At 73.0% G+C, this 17,946-nt stretch carries 18 protein-coding genes; 11 read left to right on the forward strand and 7 right to left on the reverse strand.

What is annotated here, in order from left to right; translation table 11 throughout:
• The first annotated feature begins 418 nt into the window (after positions 1-418).
• From F9B16_RS39030 to F9B16_RS39050, 5 genes are all read left to right on the forward strand, one after another.
• Positions 419-1,510, forward strand: coding sequence for a sugar ABC transporter substrate-binding protein (locus F9B16_RS39030; protein ID WP_151545268.1), 1,092 nt, complete (start codon positions 419-421; stop codon positions 1,508-1,510).
• Between the two features lie 194 nt (positions 1,511-1,704).
• Positions 1,705-2,490 carry an ATP-binding cassette domain-containing protein gene (locus F9B16_RS39035; protein ID WP_151545269.1) on the forward strand — a complete coding sequence of 262 codons (786 nt, stop codon included), beginning with the start codon at positions 1,705-1,707 and terminating at the stop codon, positions 2,488-2,490.
• A gap of 13 nt (positions 2,491-2,503) precedes the next feature.
• The gene (locus F9B16_RS39040; protein ID WP_151545270.1) at positions 2,504-3,787 is read left to right on the forward strand and encodes a sugar ABC transporter permease; all 1,284 of its coding nucleotides are present in this window, start codon (positions 2,504-2,506) and stop codon (positions 3,785-3,787) included.
• Between the two features lie 243 nt (positions 3,788-4,030).
• Positions 4,031-4,789, forward strand: a complete 759-nt coding sequence (locus F9B16_RS39045; protein ID WP_151545271.1) for an ATP-binding cassette domain-containing protein — start codon at positions 4,031-4,033, stop codon at positions 4,787-4,789.
• Positions 4,789-6,030 (forward strand): ROK family transcriptional regulator, encoded by a 1,242-nt coding sequence (locus F9B16_RS39050; RefSeq protein WP_151545282.1) that lies wholly within the window; start codon positions 4,789-4,791, stop codon positions 6,028-6,030. Before F9B16_RS39045 ends, F9B16_RS39050 begins: the two co-directional genes overlap by 1 nt.
• Before the next feature lie 37 nt (positions 6,031-6,067).
• Here F9B16_RS39050 and F9B16_RS39055 read toward each other — a convergent pair whose 3' ends face one another.
• A complete protein-coding gene (locus tag F9B16_RS39055) occupies positions 6,068-6,580 on the reverse strand; it encodes a flavin reductase family protein (RefSeq protein WP_151545272.1) in 513 nt (170 codons plus the stop codon).
• A gap of 242 nt (positions 6,581-6,822) precedes the next feature.
• Entirely contained in the window at positions 6,823-8,103 is a 1,281-nt protein-coding gene (locus F9B16_RS39060; protein ID WP_151545273.1) for a lysylphosphatidylglycerol synthase transmembrane domain-containing protein, read from the reverse strand.
• A 228-nt stretch (positions 8,104-8,331) separates the two neighbouring features.
• On the opposite strand from F9B16_RS39060, the gene F9B16_RS39065 reads away from it, so the two are divergent.
• Positions 8,332-9,729 carry a hypothetical protein gene (locus tag F9B16_RS39065; RefSeq protein WP_151545274.1) on the forward strand — a complete coding sequence of 466 codons (1,398 nt, stop codon included), beginning with the start codon at positions 8,332-8,334 and terminating at the stop codon, positions 9,727-9,729.
• A 24-nt stretch (positions 9,730-9,753) separates the two neighbouring features.
• Here the strand turns inward: F9B16_RS39065 and F9B16_RS39070 are convergent, their stop codons facing one another.
• Both F9B16_RS39070 and F9B16_RS39075 read right to left on the reverse strand, forming a co-directional pair.
• Positions 9,754-10,020, reverse strand: coding sequence for a hypothetical protein (locus tag F9B16_RS39070; protein ID WP_151545275.1), 267 nt, complete (start codon positions 10,018-10,020; stop codon positions 9,754-9,756).
• Positions 10,021-10,146: 126 nt separating this feature from the next.
• On the reverse strand, positions 10,147-11,694 hold the full coding sequence (locus F9B16_RS39075; RefSeq protein ID WP_151545276.1) for a hypothetical protein: 1,548 nt from the start codon (positions 11,692-11,694) through the stop codon (positions 10,147-10,149).
• Positions 11,695-11,803: 109 nt separating this feature from the next.
• Between F9B16_RS39075 and F9B16_RS39080 the strand changes: the two genes are divergently transcribed.
• Positions 11,804-12,505, forward strand: a complete 702-nt coding sequence (locus F9B16_RS39080) for an HAD family hydrolase (RefSeq protein ID WP_151545277.1) — start codon at positions 11,804-11,806, stop codon at positions 12,503-12,505.
• A 9-nt stretch (positions 12,506-12,514) separates the two neighbouring features.
• Here F9B16_RS39080 and F9B16_RS39085 read toward each other — a convergent pair whose 3' ends face one another.
• The 3 genes from F9B16_RS39085 to F9B16_RS53105 all read right to left on the reverse strand — a co-directional run bounded on the left by F9B16_RS39085 (position 12,515) and on the right by F9B16_RS53105 (position 15,249).
• On the reverse strand, positions 12,515-13,573 hold the full coding sequence (locus tag F9B16_RS39085) for a TRM11 family SAM-dependent methyltransferase (protein ID WP_151545278.1): 1,059 nt from the start codon (positions 13,571-13,573) through the stop codon (positions 12,515-12,517).
• Between the two features lie 96 nt (positions 13,574-13,669).
• The gene (locus F9B16_RS39090) at positions 13,670-14,185 is read right to left on the reverse strand and encodes a hypothetical protein (protein ID WP_151545279.1); all 516 of its coding nucleotides are present in this window, start codon (positions 14,183-14,185) and stop codon (positions 13,670-13,672) included.
• Positions 14,186-14,271: 86 nt separating this feature from the next.
• The gene (locus F9B16_RS53105; protein WP_225992336.1) at positions 14,272-15,249 is read right to left on the reverse strand and encodes a ferritin-like domain-containing protein; all 978 of its coding nucleotides are present in this window, start codon (positions 15,247-15,249) and stop codon (positions 14,272-14,274) included.
• Between the two features lie 250 nt (positions 15,250-15,499).
• Between F9B16_RS53105 and rimP the strand changes: the two genes are divergently transcribed.
• From rimP to F9B16_RS53110, 4 genes are all read left to right on the forward strand, one after another.
• On the forward strand, positions 15,500-16,165 hold the full coding sequence (gene rimP / locus F9B16_RS39100; protein ID WP_151545280.1) for a ribosome maturation factor RimP: 666 nt from the start codon (positions 15,500-15,502) through the stop codon (positions 16,163-16,165).
• Positions 16,166-16,190: 25 nt separating this feature from the next.
• Complete coding sequence (nusA, locus tag F9B16_RS39105; RefSeq protein WP_151545284.1) at positions 16,191-17,258, forward strand: transcription termination factor NusA; 1,068 nt, start codon at positions 16,191-16,193, stop codon at positions 17,256-17,258.
• Between the two features lie 4 nt (positions 17,259-17,262).
• The gene (locus tag F9B16_RS39110) at positions 17,263-17,565 is read left to right on the forward strand and encodes a YlxR family protein (protein WP_151545281.1); all 303 of its coding nucleotides are present in this window, start codon (positions 17,263-17,265) and stop codon (positions 17,563-17,565) included.
• A 108-nt stretch (positions 17,566-17,673) separates the two neighbouring features.
• Positions 17,674-17,946 (forward strand): translation initiation factor IF-2 N-terminal domain-containing protein (locus tag F9B16_RS53110; protein ID WP_225992337.1); only part of this gene is annotated, 273 nt, incomplete at its 3' end.

Genomic DNA, 17,946 nt, shown 5'->3' on the forward strand with positions numbered 1-17,946 from the left:
CGGGCCGTGCCCGCGCGCCGCTCGCCCCGCCCGCCCGTGCGCTGGGTTCGCCGGGCCGTCCTCTCGCCTGCCCGCACCGCCGCCGGGACGGCTCCGGCCCGCGCCGCGCCGCGGGTTGACCGCGGGTCGGGGTGAATGTTGACGCGCCGAACATATGCGCCGCCGGCCCCCGGACGGCCCTGACCTCCGCGTCCGCCGCCCTGATCGCCGCCGTCCGGCGTTTCCCCCGTGTTGATCTCGCGTTACGGGATTGTTACTGCCCACAACAAATTAGCCGGGTCGCAGGACTGGCGTACCGGACGAGCCGGACATAAGTTGCGGGACACAACATTCACGCCGGTGGATGTGCGACCAAGCTCACCGGCGCTGCGAACCCCCGGCCGCGCCATGCGGCCACCCCCAAGAAAGGACCCGGGCAATGCGCAAGGGGATCCTCAGCTTCATGGCCCTCTCGGCGGCCGCGGCGCTCACCCTGTCCGCGTGCGGGGACGACAACGGCGGCGGCGACAAGGGCTCAGGCTCCGGCTCCGGCGCGGTGAAGGGCAAGGTCGGCGTGATCCTTCCCGACACCACCTCGTCCGTGCGATACGAGAGCTTCGACCGGCCCTACCTCGAGCAGGCCTTCAAGACCGCCGGCGTCCAGTACGACATCCAGAACGCCGAAGGCTCGACCCAGCGGTTCCAGACGATCGCCGACCAGATGATCACCAGTGGCGTCACCGTGCTGATCGTCGACGGCATCGACTCCAACTCCGCCGGCGCCGTCCAGCGCAAGGCGCAGTCCCAGGGCGTCAAGACGATCGACTACGACCGGCTCACCCTCGGCGGCGTCTCCGACTACTACGTCTCCTTCGACAACGTGAAGGTCGGCGAGGAGCTCGGCAAGGGCCTGCAGAAGTGCCTCGGCGACAAGGCGTCCAACATCGCCTACCTGAACGGCTCGCCGACCGACAACAACGCGACGCTGTTCGCCAAGGGCGCGCACAACATCCTCGACCAGGTGTCGAACTACAAGAAGGTCGCCGAGCAGGCCGTCCCGGACTGGAAGCCGGACAAGGCCGCGACGATCTTCGAGCAGATGTACACCGAGCAGCACGGCAAGATCGACGGCGTGCTGGCCGCCAACGACGGCCTCGGCAACGCCGCGATCTCCATCCTGAAGAAGAACCAGCAGGCCGGCAAGGTCGCGGTCACCGGCCAGGACGCCACCCTCCAGGGACTGCAGAACATCCTGGACGGCACCCAGTGCATGACCGTGTACAAGCCGGTCAAGCAGGAGGCCGACGCGGTCGCCAAGCTCGCCGTCGCCCTCATCAAGGGCCAGAAGGGCGAGACCAACGGCACCACCAACGACCCGCAGGGCAAGCGCGACGTCCCCTCGGTGCTGCTGAACCCGATCGGCATCTTCAAGGACAACGTCAAGCAGGTCACCGACGACCAGTTCGTCAAGGCCGCCGACCTGTGCAAGGGCGCCTACGCGGCCAAGTGCAAGACCGCCGGCATCCAGTGACCTCCCGCTGATCCCGACGAAGCCGTCCGGGGGAGCGGGGGGTCGCACCCCCGGACGGCACTGACCCTCGTGGCGGGCCCCACCCGCTGAGGACGCCCCGGGAGCCCGGAACCCCGGGTCGTCCAGGGGCCCGCCACGGGCCCGCGCCAACCCCCGGAAGCACACGGGCCCGCGCTACCCCTGGAAGGAATCACGTGGCAGAAAACGGAGACCCCGTCCTCCGCCTGACCGGGCTCAACAAGAGCTTCGGCGCCGTCCATGTGCTGCACGACGTGGACTTCGCCGTGCGGCTGGGCGAGGTGATGGCACTCGTCGGCGACAACGGCGCGGGCAAGTCCACCCTCATCAAGTGCATCGCCGGGATCTACCCGATCGACTCGGGGACGATCGAGTTCGACGGCCGCGAGGTGACCGTCGACGGGCCGCGCGCCGCGGCCGACCTCGGCATCGAGGTCGTCTACCAGGACCTCGCGCTCGCCGACAACCTCGACATCGTGCAGAACATGTTCCTCGGCCGCGAGCGCCGCCGGGGCATCGTGCTGGACGAGGCGTCCATGGAGGAGGCGGCCCGGCAGACCCTCGCCCGGCTGTCGGTCCGCACCGTCAAGTCGGTGCGCCAGCAGGTCGCGAGCCTGTCCGGCGGGCAGCGGCAGACCGTCGCGATCGCCAAGGCCGCGCTCTGGGAGTCCAAGGTCGTCATCCTGGACGAGCCGACCGCCGCACTCGGCGTCGCGCAGACCCGGCAGGTGCTCGACCTCGTCCGGCGGCTCGCCGACACCGGGCACGCCGTCGTGCTCATCTCGCACAACATGAACGACGTGTTCGAGGTGGCCGACCGCATCACCGCGCTCTACCTTGGCCGGGTCGCCGCGGACGTGGCCCGCTCCGAGGTCACCCACGGCCAGGTCGTGGAGCTCATCACCGCCGGCCGTTCCGGTGATCTCGGCCTCGCGCCGCAGACCGCCGCCGAGAGCATCTGAAAGGGGGACCGAGGTGTCCACCGAACTCCCCGAGGGCAAGGACGCCGCCGTGAAGCTGGCGGACTCGGACTTCGCCGCCGACCGCCGCGAGCACGACGTGCGCTCGGCGCTGCTGGACTACTGGGGCCGCATCCGGGCCGGTGAGCTGGGCGCGCTGCCCGCCATCCTCGGCCTGGCCGGGCTCATCCTGCTGTTCTTCGCGCTGCGGCCCAACACCTTCCTCAGCAACCAGAACATCGCGAACCTGTTCACCCAGGCGCTGCCCATCGTGATCCTCGCGATGGGCCTGGTCTTCGTCCTGCTGCTGGGCGAGATCGACCTGTCCGCCGGTGTGGCGAGCGGCGTCTGCGCCGCCGTGATGGCCAAGCTGATCGCCGACAGCGGCCAGCCCTGGTACGTCGCGGTGATCTCCGCGCTGGCGGTCGGCGTCGTCATCGGCACCGCGATCGGCTGGCTGGTCGCGGTCATCCGCATCCCGTCGTTCGTCGTGTCGCTGGCGTTCTTCCTCGGCATCCAGGGCATCACGCTGAAGCTGATCGGCGACGGCGGCACGGTGCCCGTCCGCGACGACTTCATCGTGGCGCTCGCCAACAAGAACATGCCGGTCTGGCTCGGCTGGACGCTCGCCGCGGTCTGCGCCGCCGGCTACGCCGCGACGCAGCTGCTGCGCTGGCGCCGCCAGCAGGCCCGCAACCTGCACTCGCGGCCCGTCGAGCTGGTGATCGCCCAGTCGGTCGTGGTCGCCGCGGCGCTGCTGCTCGGCACCTACCTGCTCAGCCAGGACCGCGCCGCCAGCCCGCTGATCTTCCTCGGCGGCGTGCCGTGGGGCGTCCCGCTGGTCGGCGTGCTGCTGATCGTCTGCACGTTCGTGCTCGCCCGCACCCCGTACGGCCGGCACATCTACGCGGTCGGCGGCAACGCCGAGGCGGCCCGCCGCGCCGGCATCAACGTCACCCGGATCCGGATCTCGGTGTTCATCATCGCGTCCGGGTTCGCGGCGGTCAGCGGCATCGTCGCCGCGTCCCGGCTGAACTCGGTCACCCCCGACGCCGGCGGCGGCAACACCCTGCTGTACGCGGTCGGCGCCGCCGTCATCGGCGGGACGAGCCTGTTCGGCGGGCGCGGCAAGGCCCGCGACGCGGTCCTCGGCGGCCTGGTCATCGCCATCATCGACAACGGTCTCGGGCTGCTCGGCACCAAGGCGTACCTGAGCTTCCTGATCACCGGCATCGTGCTGCTGTTCGCGGCGAGCATCGACGCCCTGGCGCGGCGCCGCCGCTCCAACACCGGCCGGTGACCCCGTGCCGGCCCAGCCCCTGAAGGCCGGGACCCCGTGAACGCGGGAGACGCCTGGGAGCCGGCGGCGCGCGCCTCCGGCCCCCAGGCCCTGCCGTACGGGCCCGCGGCGCCGTCCGGCCCGGCCGATCCGCCGTTCCCGGACGGCGCCGCGCGCGTTTCCCGGCCCGCGAACGCGGCTGATACGCTCACTGCCCACGACCGATCGGCGCGCGGCGACGCGGCACGGTGGGAGCCCCTCGGCATGGCAGTGACGCCCGTCCTCGACCTGCGCGGCATCGACAAGAGCTTCGGCTCCGTCAAGGTCCTGCACGACATCGCCTTCTCGGCGTACCCGGGCGAGGTCACCGCGCTCGTCGGCGACAACGGCGCGGGCAAGACCACGCTGGTCAAGTGCATCGGCGGCATCCACCCTCCGGACGCGGGCGAGTACCGCTTCGAGGGCCGCCCGGTGCGGCTCGGCAGCCCGCGCGACGCCGCCGCCCTCGGCATCGAGGTCGTCCACCAGGACCTCGCCCTCTGCGAGAACCTCGACATCGTCCAGAACCTGTTCCTCGGCCGCGAGCGGCGGCGCGGCATCGCGCTCGACGAGTCCGGGATGGAGGAGCTGGCCCGCCGGACGCTGTCCGGCCTGTCCGTCCGGACGATGGGCTCGGTGCGGCAGAAGATCTCCACGCTGTCGGGCGGGCAGCGGCAGACCGTCGCGATCGCCCGCGCCGTGCTGTGGGACAGCAAGCTCGTCGTGCTGGACGAGCCCGCCGCCGCGCTCGGCGTCGCGCAGACCCAGCAGGTGCTGGAGATCGTCCGGCGGCTCGCCGACAAGGGCCTCGCCGTCGTGCTCATCTCGCACAACATGAACGACGTGTTCGCGGTCTCCGACCGGATCGCCGCGCTGTACCTCGGCCGGATGGTGGCGCAGGTGCGCACCGCCGACGTCACCCACCGGCAGGTCGTCGAGCTGATCACCTCCGGCGTCAGCGGCGACCTGGGGCTGCGGCGATGATGAAGGCGGGCCCGTCACAGGAGGACATCCGGCGGCACAACCTCGGGACGCTGCTGCGCTTCGTGCACCTGCGCGGCCCCGCGTCCCGCGCGACGCTCGCCGAGTCCCTCGGGCTGAACCGCAGCACCATCATGGCGCTGACCTCCGACCTCACCGCCGCGGGCCTCGTCCGCGAGGAGCTGCCGCGCGGGCCGGGGCGGCGCGCCGGGCGCCCGTCCCTCGTCGTGCGGCCGGAGTCGACCCGGGTGTACGTGCTGGCGTTCGAGGTCGGCGTCGACCGGCTCGTCGTCGCCCGCGTCGGCCTCGGCGGCGTCATCCTGGACCGCCGCGAGGGCACCCGCGCCCGCGACTCCGACCCGTCCGACCTGCTCGGCATGCTCGTCGCCGGGGCCCGCTCGCTGGTCCGCAAGGCCGAGCGCGACGCGGTCTGCGTCGGCGCCGCGCTCGGCTTCCCCGGCACCGTCCGCCGCTCCGACGACATGATCATGTTCGGGCCCAACCTCGACGTCGGCGACCTGCGGCTCGGCGACGCGCTGTCGCGCCGGCTCGGCCTCGGCATCCCGGTGTCGGTGTGCAACGACGCCAACCTCGGCGCGCTCGCCGAGCACGAGCGCGGCGCCGGGGTGAACTGCGACAACCTCATCTACCTGCACGGCGACGTCGGCGTCGGCGGCGGCATCATCGCGCACGGCCGGCTGCTCGGCGGCGACGAGGGCTTCGGCGGCGAGATCGGCCACATGATCGTCAACCCGGGCGGGCGGCAGTGCGCCTGCGGCTCGAAGGGCTGCCTGGAGGCGGAGGTGGGGGAGCGGACGCTGCTCGCCCACGCCGGCCGCGAGGAGCCGTCGGACAAGGCGGGCCGGGACGCGGTCCGCGACGTGGTGGACGCCGCCGACCGCGGCGACATCGTCGCCCGCGAGGCGCTGCACCGCGTCGGCACCTGGCTCGGCCTCGGCGTCGCCAACCTCGTCAACGTGTTCAACCCCGGCCTGGTCATCTTCGGCGGGACGCTGCGCGACATCTACCTCGGCGCCGCCGCGCAGATCCGCAGCGTCCTCGCGACCGGCGCGCTGGACGCGCCCCGCGAGAAGGTCCGGCTGCGCACCGCCGCGCTCGGCGACGACACCACCCTGGTCGGCGCCGCCGAGTTCGCCTTCGCCGAGGTGCTGTCCGATCCGCTCCAGGTCCTCGCCCGGCTCCGGAACGTCGACGTGGCGTCGCCCTCGGCCTCGGGCCGCTAACGCGGTTCGCTGCCTCCGGGCCGCTGCCTCCGGGCCGCTAGCGTCGGGCGATGCCGCCGTAGGCGCCCCGGTAGAACACGAGGGGGCGGCCGTCATGGTTCTCGTCCAGGGCGTGGACGCGGGCGACGACGATGTCGTGGTCGCCGGCGGCGTGCTCCTGCTCGACGGAGCATTCGATCCAGGCGAGGGCGCCGTCGATGGCGGGGGCGCCGCTCGGGCTCTCCGTCCAGCCGATGCCGTCGAACTTGTCGCCGCCCTTGAGCGCGAGGCGCTCGCAGATCTCGAGCTGGCGCTCGCCGAGGATGTTGACGCAGAGCCGGTCCGCGCCGCGCAGCCGGGGCCAGGTGGTGCTGGTGTGGGCGACGCAGAACGCGACGAGCGGCGGGTCGAGGGAGACGGAGGTGAAGGAGTTGGCGGCGAGCCCGGTGGGCCGCGCCGTGCCGGGCTCGACGGCCGTGATGGCGACCACGCCGGTCGCGAACCGGCCCATCACCTGCCGGAACCGCGCGCCGTCGATCTCCGCCGCCGGCGTGATGGCTCCGTGCGCCATGGGGGCTCGATCCCTTCTGTCGACCAACTGCTTGCTCAGGCATCGGGCCCCGCCGGAACCGGGGCGGGCGGGCGTGCCGCCGGGGGCGGGGGGCGCGGCCTTCATGACCACTAAAGCCGCTCGCGGGGGATGATGATTCCCAAAGGGGACGATCTCCGTCAAAGGTCCCGGTGGCGTCTCGGTCCCAGGACGGAGCCCCGGCCCGTCGCCCGGACCGGGGCTCGGCGGATCGGCCGGCGCGGCTATGGGCGGCGCGCCTCGGCCGGGATGACCAGCGGCACCGCGCTGTACGGGCTGAGGGTCGCGGTGGAGGTCAGGCCGTCCAGGACGAGCCGTCCCGCGCCGGCGAGCCGGGCCCTCGCCTTCGCCGGCAGCCGCGGCCCCTCGTGCAGGCCGAGCCAGGCGATCCAGCCGGCCGCGACGACCGCCCAGTACGAGACGAGCCGGTACAGGCCCACCGCCGCGGCGGCCGGGGACAGCGCCGCGCCGAACGCGACCAGCGAGGCGGCCATGCTGCCCTCCACCGCGCCGAGGCCGCCCGGCAGCAGCGGCAGCACGCTGCCCGCGGCCTGGGCCGCGAAGTAGGCGAGCGCGGCGGCGTGCGGGTCGACGTCGATGCCGACGGCGTGCGCCGCGGCCAGCAGCGCCAGGATGTCCAGCACCCAGTTCAGCGTGGCGAGCGTGATCAAAGCCGCCCAGTCGCGCCGGTTCGGGCGCAGGACGTCGCGGATGCCGGCGAGCCGTTCGGCCCACGGGCCGAGCGTCGGATGCGCCAGCGCGGCGCGGTACGCGCGGCGCGGCGGCGCCGTCAGCAGCGCGCGCGGGCGCGGCCACCGCAGCAGCGGCACCAGCAGCACGAGCAGGGCGGCCGGGACGGCGAGTCCGGCCAGCGCCGGGCCGCGCGTGTCCGCGTCGACGAGCAGCGCGAGCAGGCCGATCACCGTGTAGGTCGTCGTGGTGATGACGCCGCCGGCCAGGATCACGGCCGTGGCGAGCTTCGCCGACGCCCCGCCGCGGCGGAACTGCCGGAACGTGTAGACGACGCTCACCGCGGGCCCGGCGGGCAGCGTGGTGGACAGCGCGTTGCCCGCGTAAGTGATCGCGAATGCGCGGCGCAGCGGCATCCGCAGCCCGCCGACCCGCAGCAGCCGCCGCTGGAGCCGGGCGAACGCGCCCATGGAGCCCGCGACGGCGAGCACCACCATCGTCATCCAGCCGGGATCGGCGTGCCGGATCGAGTGCCACATGGCGCCGAGGTCGGGAAGCGAGTCGCGGTAGAGCGGCAGCGCCGCGAGGGCGAGGAGGAGCACTCCCCACTGCAGCAGAAGGCCCGCCTTGCGGCGCCACCAGGGGCGCTGCGGCGCGCCGTCGGCGGCGTGCGCGCCGGCGGGCCGGTCGAGGAACAGTTCGCTGGTGGACGGTTCGTCCGCGTCCGGTCCGTCCCGTCGTGGGCCGTCCGGGAGCGGACGGGGTGAGGCGACGTCGGCCGGGGGGTGTGCCGGTGCCGCGACTGTCTCGTGCATGTCCCGGTCACCTCGCAAGCTCGCCCGCCTAGCGCAACCTACGGCTCCGGTATGACATTCCCCGCGAGCGGGTCACGGAACCACAAAGTGATCTTTGCCACGGGGGCCGTGCCGGGCGCGCCCGGCGGGCTCGTCAGCAACCTCTGGCGTTGCTCTGACAGCTGATCGCCCTCCTGTCTAGGATCTCCGATCTGTCTTGTTTGTTCCCGCCCTGCCGGAAAGGACTCCATGCCCGCCCCCCGAAGGACGGTCCTCCTCGGCGCCGCCGGCGCGGCCGCGCTCGCCGTGGCCGGCGCCGTCGCCCTGCCGTCCGCTCCCGCCGCGCACGTCACCGTCTCCCCGGCCGCCGCGTCCACCGGCGCGGGCGACACCGCCCCGCTCCCTGGCGTCGCGTTCATCCTGAAGTCCACCCCCGTCTCCGCCGCCGCGCTGAAGCAGCTCGACGACCTGGCGGCGAACCCGGCCCGCGGCATGAAGCGGCAGGCGAACCTCGTCGCCGCGGCGAGCGGCGCCAAGAACGGGATGACCTGGAAGACCGGCTGCGGCTCCAACGACGCCGTCAAGGCCGTCGACGCCAAGGTCACCCTCGGCGCCTGGTGCTTCGACAACGGCGACAAGAGCAGCAACTACTGGATCCCGCAGGGCGTCGCGAGTAGCCGCAGCGCCCAGCTCGACGGGTTCGTGCTCAGCTGGTACCACCGCCATGCCTCCGGCTCCGACTGGGTGACCGACGGGTCGCGCATCACCGTCGGCAAGCGCCCCCTCGTCGAGAAGAAGGGCGCGTACCAGCCCGTCACCCTCGCCATCCCGACCACCACCTCCGCCGGGAAGCTCGCGGTCAAGGACGTCCGGCCCGCCGCGCCCGCGTCCGGCACCGTCGCCGCCAAGGGCGTCGCCGAGGCCACGCAGCACCAGGGCGGCGTCGCCCTCGCCGGCGACCACCTCTACACCGCCGACACCTCGGGGCTCCGCGTCTACGACGTCCGCCGCACCTACCAGGTCGCCACGGGCAAGAACGAACTCGGCGTGGACGCCGCGGACGGCAAGTTCTACGCGCACAACGAGAAGTACGTGCTGTTCCAGACCGGCATGTACCGGCCCGTCAACGCGGGCTCGTGCCCCGCCTGGGACAAGGCGCCGTCCGCCAAGAACAAGGACCTGTGCTTCAGCACGGTCACCTACGACCCGACCACGTCCCCCAAGAGCCTGCTCACCGCGGAGTACAAGACGGCGGGCGGGGTGACCTCGGCGAAGCCGATGCGCGTCGTCCGGTGGCCGCTCAACGCCGACGGCTCCCTCAAGGCGGACGCCTCCGGCCAGGTGAAGTCGGCGGTCGTCTACGGGACGAACCTGACGAACGTCCAGGGGGTCGCCGGCTACCACGGCGGCGGAGGCGACACGATCTACTACAGCCAGTCCAACGGCGCCTCTCCCGGCGCGATCTACAGCGACCGGGACGGGGACGGCAAGGCGCCCTTCAAGGTCGTCGGGCCGATCGGCGGGGAGTCCCTCGCCTTCGACCCCTACTCGGGCGGCGACCGGGTCTACGGCGTCACGGAGCGCCCCAACCAGCGGATGTTCTACTGGATCTACCGCAAGCAGCTCCAGCGGTCCGGCATGCCCTAGCCGGCGCGTCCGCGGGCGGCGGGGCTAGGGGCGGCGGGTGGGGTTCACGGCGTCGGACTCGGCGGCGGTGTCGGGCTCCGGCGGGTCGTCGTCGTCCCGCTCCGCCTCCCGCTCGTACTCGGCGATGCTCAGCCCGTCCGGGTTCGGCTGGGGGTCCTCGATCCTCAGGTCCTCGGGCGGGTCGGTCACGTACTCCTCGGTCAGGCCGATCTCGATGTCCTGATCGTTGTCGCCCATGTCGTCGACGTCCTCGCGGAAGTCGCGGCTCTCCCCGGGCTTGCGCGCCCTCATGGCTCCTCCACGGTCCGGTCGGGTTCGTCCGATCAGACGTGTATCCCCGCTGGCGCCGCGCCTACTCACGGGCGCGGCGCCCCCAGCTCACGGGCGTGGAGCGCCCGGCTCACGGGCGTGGAGCGCCTAGCCGCGGTCGCGGACGGCCACCAGCCCGCCGATCACGCCGACGTACGCGGTGCCGTTCGGGCCGACGGTGACGGGCGCCCAGTTGTTGTCGAACCACTTGCCCGTGCCGGTCAGCACCTTGTAGACGGTCTTGCCCGTGTGGACGTCCACCGCCGTGAAGTACCAGGCGTCGATCAGGTCCTTGCGCGGGTCCTTGGTGTACAGGTACAGCAGCCCGGCCGGGACGGAGACCTTCGCCACGGTGGACGGGGACCGCTCCGCGCTCGTCCAGACGGTGCGGCAGCCCTTCCCGCCGGCGTTGACGTCCACCCTGCTCACCCCGCCCGTGGACGACCCGCCGGGCGGCAGCTCGAAGAAGTTCTTGTACCCGTAGTTGTTCTCGACGAACAGGCTGCTCCCGTAGCCGATCAGGGAGTTGTCGGTCGCGCTCGCGCCGCTGCCGAAGACGGGCACCTGGCAGACGAGGCCGCCGTCGTCGCGGCGCCGCACGATCACGTGCATCCGGTCGTCGGCGTTGTCGGTGATCGCCACGTACCGGTCGCCGAGGAACGTCGGGGTCGTCCCGGACCCCTGGTCGATCTGCCCCGGCTTGCGGCCGGTGCCGCGGTCGTAGGTCTCGCGCCACAGCACCTCCGGCGTGCCGTCCGGGCCCGCCTTCATCTGGTACAGCGCGTGGTCCGACACGATCGAGACGCCGTCCGGCGCCGCGGCGAACGAGTTCTGGATCTGCTCGCCCGGCAGCCGCGTCATCTTCACCGCGCCCGATTCGGGGTTCACGGTGCCGATCCGCCCGGCGCGCGTGATCCACCAGATCAGGCCCGTCCAGTCCGGGCCGACCGCGGTGATCGGGTCGCACTCGCCCTTCGGCCAGGGGTTCGTCCAGGTGGCGCAGTCGTGCGGGAGGTAGCGGGACAGGTCCCAGTCGTCGGTCACCGTGAACCGCCACGTGCCGTCCGGCCCCTTGTCGTGGGCGAAGCGGCGCAGGTGGAACTGCGAGTCGGCGAGCACGGCCCGGTCCTGCGGGTCCAGGTAGTAGTACGCGCCGCCGGACGTGTCGGTGAAGATCTTGTCGAGGCTGCCGGAGAACACCGCCTGGACCGTCGACGGCCTGGGCGGCAGCTGGTAGGTGGCGAGGTCCTTCAGCGTCACCGGGTCGATCAGCCGCAGCATGAAGTTCTGCCCCTGCGTACACTGCGCGACGATCAGCCCCGTCCGCTTCGCGAACGTGACCGTCGAGCACAGGCCCGGCAGCCCGCCGCCCTTGGCGTCGTTGAGCACCTCCGGGTTCCGGCCGAGCGGCCCCATGAACGGGTACGTGTCGGACGCGTAGCTGTCGGCGTGCATCGACGAGGTGCCGACCGGACCCTGGTACGGGTTGGCGGGCACGGGCTTCCCGGCCAGCGGCCTCGGCGTCGCCGGACCGCCGAGGTACTGCGGGACCAGCCCCTTCCCGGGCCCGTCGGGGATGGCGCCCGCGGCCGCGGGGACGGCGGCGGCGCCGAGCAGGGCGGCCGAGAGGGCGGAGGCGGCGAGCGTTCTGCGCATGGGGGCTCCTATGCCGGGAGGAGGGCGGGTCCCGGCGCGCCCTCCGGGACTCACTCAACTGCGTTAATGGATCATCGCACGGAGCGCCCGGATGGTTACCATTCCCGGCATGGCCCTACAAGCAGTGATCTTCGACTGGGGCGGCACGCTGACCCCCTGGCACGACGTCGAGCTCCCCGACATGTGGCGCGCGATCTGCTCCCCGCACCTGCCGGCCGACAGCGTCGAGACCGTCGCCGCCGCCCTCTGCGAGGCGGAGCTCGAGCTGTGGCGGCGCGGCGCCGAGGAGCACCGCAGCGCCACCCTCGCCGAACTGTTCGCGCTCGCCGGCGTCGAACCGACCGAGGCCATGCTCGACACCCACTACGAGACCTGGACCCCGCACACCTGGACCGACCCGGCCGTCCCCGGCCTGCTCCGCGCGCTGCGCGAGCGCGGCATCAAGGTCGGCGTGCTGTCCAACACCATGTGGAGCCGCGAGCTGCACGAGCGGATCTTCGCCCGCGACGCCGTCCTCGACCTGCTCGACGGCGCCGTCTACTCCAGCGAGATCCCGTGGACCAAGCCGCACGCCGAGGCGTTCCGCGCCGCCATGGACGCCGTCGGCGCCACCGACCCCGGCGCCTGCGTCTTCGTCGGCGACCGCCCCTACGACGACATCCACGGCGCCAAGGCGGCCGGGCTGCGCGCCGTCCAGATCTGGCACCAGACGACGCACGCCTTCACCCGCCCCGGCCTCACGCCCCCGGACGCGCTGATCCACGGCATCGGCGAGCTGCTCCCGCACGTGGAGACCTGGCACGCCCCGTGAGCGCGCCGGTCAGGACTTGCGGGCGACGATCAGGTCGCGGGAGATCGCCTGGTCGACGCGGTGCCGGAAGCCCAGATAGGCCTCGGAGTCCTGCACCTCCAGCCCGCTGGAGGTCAGGATCTCCGCCAGCTCCTCGCGGCGCCCGACGAACGTGTTCCAGGAGATCCCGATCGCGCCGCCGCGGCGCAGCAGCCGCGTCCACTCCGGCACCGCCGCGTCCAGCAGCTCCACCGGGCTGCGCGACAGCCGAGGCCCGGCCTTCTGGCCCGGCCGCGCGCCCTTCGCGCGGCTGCCGTGCTGCACCCCGTACGGCGCGTCCGTCACGATCAGGTCGAACGACCCGGGCCGGAAGAACCTCCCGGCCCCGAGCGCGTCGGCGTTCACGACGGTGATCTCCATCGTCTCGCCGCTCTTGTACCGCTCCTTGGACGCGCCCAGGGTGACGTGCAGCCGCCGCCCCAGCACCGCCTTCTCCCGCCGGACGGGCGCGATCTCGGCCTGGTGCTTCACCCGGTTGTTCTTCAGCCACGTCTTGATGAACGCCGCGTAGGCGTCGAAGTCCTTGCCGTCGACGTCCATACCGGCCGCGTCGAGCCCGTACATCATCGCCTGGTTCAGCGTCGTGCCCCGCCCGCACATCGGGTCGAACAGCCGGGGCCTGCCGGTCACCAGGTCCATGGGGGAGTCGGTCGCCATCGCGGTGACGTTCAGCAGCAGCTTGGTGAAGTACTCGTTGGTCTTCCCCGAGTACTTCTGGATCGTCAGCAGATCACTGCCGAACAGGTCCAGCGGCTTCAGCTCGACCGGCCTGAGCAGCTCGCCCTCGATCTCGAACAGCGCGTACAGCGACGACAGGTTCGACAGGAGCCGGACGTCGGTCTCCGAGAGCGGGTCGGACGAGAACGTCACGTACGGGACGCCGCCGATGGACGTCTCCTCGATGTCGCGGACGCGGCCGCCGAGCGCCCGCTCGCCGAACACCGCCAGCTCGGCCTTCACCAGGCCCGCGGCGGCCTGCGCGTAGACCCGGTTGTGCGAGGGGGAGACGAGGAGGCCGTACGAGGTCACCGCAGGACATTAGCAGCTCGGAAGGTGCGGAGAGGCCGCCGGGAAAGCGTCCCCGGCGGCCTCTCCACGGCCCATGTGCGGGCCGTTCCTCCCCGGTCAACCCGTCCGGACGCTCCTGCGTCTGGCCTTCCGGGACTTGCGCCTGTTCTGGTAGCGGACCGTCTCGCCACCGGTCCGCTCGGCCGGGCGCGCCTCGGGAAGGGCCGCTTCCACCTCGACGCGACGGCCGGCGTTCGCGGAATCCGCGGCGGCCTCGGGCTCGGCACGCTGGGTCTCGGCGGGCGCCGGGGCCGGAAGCGCGCGGGACGCGGCGGACGCGGCGGGTGCGGCCTCGATCTCGGCCGGACGGTCCGCCGCCTCGACGGCCGGGAGGTCCGGCAGGTGCCGCGCGGCGGCGGCCAGCAGCTCCTGGACGCGGCTCTTCAGGCTCGCCAGATCGGCGCGCGCGACGTCGGCCTGCGCCTTGGCCCGGCGGGCCTGGCGGCGGGCCTCGTCGCGCTCGGCGGCGAGCTGGTTCAGCTGCTCCCGGTAGGCGGCGCGCAGCTCGTCCAGCGCACTGGGCGCGCGGGTACCGGGCCCGTCGGTCTCGTACCGGTGCGGGGTGCTGGTCATGGCGGGTCTGGGCTCCTCCCCCGAGTAGGCCAGTGCAAAATCGACAACGCGTACATGGAGCGCATTCGTTCCCGGCGTGCTGAAGATCACTCGCCCGGTTCGGGACGGGGTGACAGGTCCGCCGACGGCAGGCCCGGGAACGCCTCGGACGGGGCGCCGACGCCCGCGCTCGACCGCCACTTCGCCGACCGCGCCATCGACCGCTCGGCGCTGTCGGCGGCGAAGACCCGCAGGTCGGCCGCGGAGGCCCCGGCGAGGCCCACGTAGGCGGGAACGAGGTCGTCCTCCAGCGCGGCGGCGAGCCGGGCCGCGCTGCGGGCGTTGGTGACCTTGACCGGCAGCCGGTACCCGGCCGCCGCCGCGACCGGCTGCACCGACAGGATCGACACCAGCTTGTCGCGCTGCGCGCGATGCGCGTCCCAGTACGTCTTCGCGACCTGCTCCAGCGTGCCCCGCAGCCGGGCGCCGAGGACCCCGTAGCCGTACACGGCGGCGTGCTCGGCGGCGAGGGCCGTCTGGATCGCCTGGGCCGACGACCTGGCCGGGTCGGCGGGCGGATGCGCGCGGACCGTCTCGGCGTGGCCCGCCTCGCACGCGCCGATGCTCGCCAGCAGCTGCGCCAGCCCGGGCGGAGCCTTGGCGGCGTCGGCCCGCCGGGCGGCTGCGGCGCGGTCCTCCGCGAGGCGCAGCGCCGTGAGGATCTCGGTGGGCCCCTCGGGCAGCTGGGCCGCGTGCGGCGGCGGGATCGTCCCGCCCTCGTGGGCCCGCCTTCCCGAGCCGGGCACGTAATGCCGTTTCAGCACGGCCAGATGCCGCCGGTGGTGCGCCAGGACGGGATCGAGGCGGCCGGCCAGCGACCCGGCCGCGGCCTTCGCCGCCTCGTAGGTGGCGATGAGGTCCTGCTCGGAGGTGATCGCGCCGACCAGCGTCGACACGTCCGGCCGGGGCCCCGCCGCCTCCGCCGCGCAGCCCGCCAGCCAGGGCGCCGCCAGCACGGCACCGCCGCCCAGCAGCAGCCCCCGGCGCGACACGGTTCCCGGCAGGCGCGGCACGGCCTCTGGCAAGGGAGTCTCCTCACCCGGTGGTGTGGTGGTGGCGGCCCGCGCCGCGCCGCCGGCTCCGTCCCGGTCGCCGGACGCGTCCATCAGGCCAGCTCAAGCATTCCATATCCGGCGCGCCGGTGAGCTGTTCGAAAGGCCGCTGAGGTGTCCGGCTCTCGATAGTCTTGAGGAGTCAGCGGACAAGCGGTGACTTCAGCGACAGGTCCCGCCGCCCTCACCGGCGGGCGGGAAGGCACAACAGGAGGAGGGTCCCATGAGCGTCGAGTCCCGCGGTGGCCGCGCTCAGGGGGGCCGCGCCAGGAGCGGGCGCGGCGACGCGTCGGCCCGGCCGGCCCGCGACGCCGCCATCGCGGACCTGACCGCGCTGCTCGCCCCCGCGGTCGCCGCGGCCGGGTTCGACCTGGAGGAGGTCGACGTGCGCCCCGCCGGGCGCCGCCGGCTCGTCAAGATCGTCGTGGACGGCGACGGCGGCGTGGGCCTGGACGACATCGCGCGGCTGAGCGAGAAGGCCTCCGCGCTGCTGGACGAGTCCGACGTGATGGGCACCTCGCCGTACGTGCTGGAGGTGACCTCGCCCGGCGTCGACCGTCCCCTCACCGAGCCGCGGCACTGGCGCCGCGCCGTCGGCAGGCTGGTCGTCGTCCCGCTGGCCGAGGGCGGCCAGGTCGAGGGCCGCGTGGTGGCGGCCGACGACGAGGCCGTCGAGATCGACGTCGCCACGGGCCGGGCCAAGGGGTCCGGCAAGGGCGGCGGAAAGTCCGCCGGACCGAGGGACACCGGGACGCAGCGCCGCCGGTTCCGCCTCGGTGAGCTGGGGCGCGGCCGCGTCCAGGTGGAGTTCAAACCCCTCGACGGGGGTGGCTCGCCCGTTCCACCCGGCGAGGCCGAGGAAACGCGTTCTCCGGCTGAGCCGGACTAGAGGGGGGAACCTCGTGGACATCGACATGACCGCCCTGCGGGGCCTGGAGAGCGAGAAGGACATCTCGCTCGACGTGGCCGTCAAGGCCATCGAAGACGCCCTGCTGATCGCCTACCACCGGACCGAGGGCGCCGCGCCGCGCGCGCGCGTCGAGCTGGACCGGCAGAGCGGGCACGTGACCGTGTGGGCGACGGAGACCGACGAGGAGGGCAACGCCCTCCGCGAGTACGACGACACCCCGACCGGTTTCGGCCGGATCGCGGCGACCACCGCCAAGCAGGTCATCCTGCAGCGGCTGCGCGACGCCGAGGACGAGCTGACCTTCGGCGAGTACGCCGGCCGCGAGGGCGACATCGTCAGCGGCATCATCCAGCAGGGCAAGGACCCGCGGAACGTGCTGGTCGACCTCGGCCGGCTGGAGGCGGTGCTCCCGCCGCAGGAGCAGGTGCCCGGCGAGCGCTACGACCACGGCGAGCGGCTGCGCGCCTACGTCGTGCAGGTCCGCAAGGGCCACCGCGGCCCGTCGGTGCAGCTGTCGCGCACGCACCCGAACCTCGTCCGCAAGCTGTTCGCGCTGGAGGTCCCGGAGATCGCCGACGGCACCGTGGAGATCGCCGCGATCGCCCGCGAGGCCGGCCACCGCACCAAGATCGCGGTGCGGTCGCGCAAGCCCGGCGTGAACGCCAAGGGCGCCTGCATCGGCCCGCTCGGCAGCCGGGTCCGCAACGTGATGGCCGAGCTGCACGGCGAGAAGATCGACATCGTGGACTGGTCGGACGACCCCGCCGAGTTCGTCGGGAATGCGCTGTCCCCGGCCCGCGTTTCAGCGGTCGAGGTGGTCGACCTCGACGGCCGCGTGGCACGGGTGATCGTCCCCGACTACCAGCTCTCGCTGGCGATCGGCAAGGAAGGGCAGAACGCCCGGCTCGCGGCGCGGCTCACCGGCTGGCGGATCGACATCCGGTCCGACACCGAGCCGGCGGGCGGCGGGCCGTCCGGGCGGACCCCCTCGAAGGCCCCCGAGGCCGGCGAATCCGGATCTTCCGAATCAGGAGAGCATGCGACAGGTCCCGCCGACGCCTCGGCGCGGTAGACTCATGGAACGTGGCCGGGCGGTTCCACAACGCACGTGTGTGGGCTGCCGGGTTCGCACGGCCAAGTCCGACCTGTTGCGCCTGGTGGTGGTCGAGGGCGAGATCGTCCCCGATCCCCGCGGGCGGCTCCCGGGCCGGGGCGCGCATCTGCACCCCGATCCGCGGTGCCTCGAACTCGCAGAGCGACGTCGGGCGTTCCCGCGGGCTTTCCGCCTGCAGGGCCCGCTCGACGGCAGCGCGCTGCGGGAGCGGCTTGCGGCGAACGCCGCGCAGCAGCAGGATGGCCGAATGGTAAGCGACGTCTAGTCGGAAGCAGGTCGAGATTGCTATGAGCGCTCGATGAGCACGCCGCGATGAGTACGGCAGGTTAACGACGGTCCGGTGGCCGCACCCCCGGACCGAGTAGGGAGTGCAGTGGCCAAGGTCCGGGTTTACGAACTCGCCAAGGAGTTCGGTGTCGAGAGCAAGGTCGTCATGGCCAAGCTCCAGGAAATGGGCGAGTTCGTACGGTCGGCGTCCTCCACGATCGAGGCGCCGGTCGTTCGCAGGCTTACCGAAGCCTTCTCAAACGGTTCGTCCTCCAAGCAGGGCGACAGGCGCGTAGGCGGCCAGAAGCGGCCCCAGGGGCCCCGCCCGTCCGCGCCGCGTCCCGGCCCGCCCAACGGCGGTCCGGAATCCCAGGGTGCC

The sequence above is a fragment of the Actinomadura montaniterrae genome (genome assembly GCF_008923365.1).
Lineage (GTDB): Bacteria > Actinomycetota > Actinomycetes > Streptosporangiales > Streptosporangiaceae > Spirillospora > Spirillospora montaniterrae.

Coding starts and splice junctions, on each gene's coding strand:
- F9B16_RS39030 (WP_151545268.1), top strand. CDS start 419: ATGCGCAAGGGGATCCTCAGCTTCATGGCCCTCTCGGCGGCCGCGGCG.
- F9B16_RS39045 (WP_151545271.1), top strand. CDS start 4,031: ATGGCAGTGACGCCCGTCCTCGACCTGCGCGGCATCGACAAGAGCTTC.
- F9B16_RS39050 (WP_151545282.1), top strand. CDS start 4,789: ATGAAGGCGGGCCCGTCACAGGAGGACATCCGGCGGCACAACCTCGGG.
- F9B16_RS39055 (WP_151545272.1), bottom strand. CDS start 6,580: ATGGCGCACGGAGCCATCACGCCGGCGGCGGAGATCGACGGCGCGCGG.
- F9B16_RS39060 (WP_151545273.1), bottom strand. CDS start 8,103: ATGCACGAGACAGTCGCGGCACCGGCACACCCCCCGGCCGACGTCGCC.
- F9B16_RS39065 (WP_151545274.1), top strand. CDS start 8,332: ATGCCCGCCCCCCGAAGGACGGTCCTCCTCGGCGCCGCCGGCGCGGCC.
- F9B16_RS39070 (WP_151545275.1), bottom strand. CDS start 10,020: ATGAGGGCGCGCAAGCCCGGGGAGAGCCGCGACTTCCGCGAGGACGTC.
- F9B16_RS39075 (WP_151545276.1), bottom strand. CDS start 11,694: ATGCGCAGAACGCTCGCCGCCTCCGCCCTCTCGGCCGCCCTGCTCGGC.
- F9B16_RS39080 (WP_151545277.1), top strand. CDS start 11,804: ATGGCCCTACAAGCAGTGATCTTCGACTGGGGCGGCACGCTGACCCCC.
- F9B16_RS39090 (WP_151545279.1), bottom strand. CDS start 14,185: ATGACCAGCACCCCGCACCGGTACGAGACCGACGGGCCCGGTACCCGC.
- rimP (WP_151545280.1), top strand. CDS start 15,500: ATGAGCGTCGAGTCCCGCGGTGGCCGCGCTCAGGGGGGCCGCGCCAGG.
- nusA (WP_151545284.1), top strand. CDS start 16,191: ATGACCGCCCTGCGGGGCCTGGAGAGCGAGAAGGACATCTCGCTCGAC.
- F9B16_RS39110 (WP_151545281.1), top strand. CDS start 17,263: ATGGAACGTGGCCGGGCGGTTCCACAACGCACGTGTGTGGGCTGCCGG.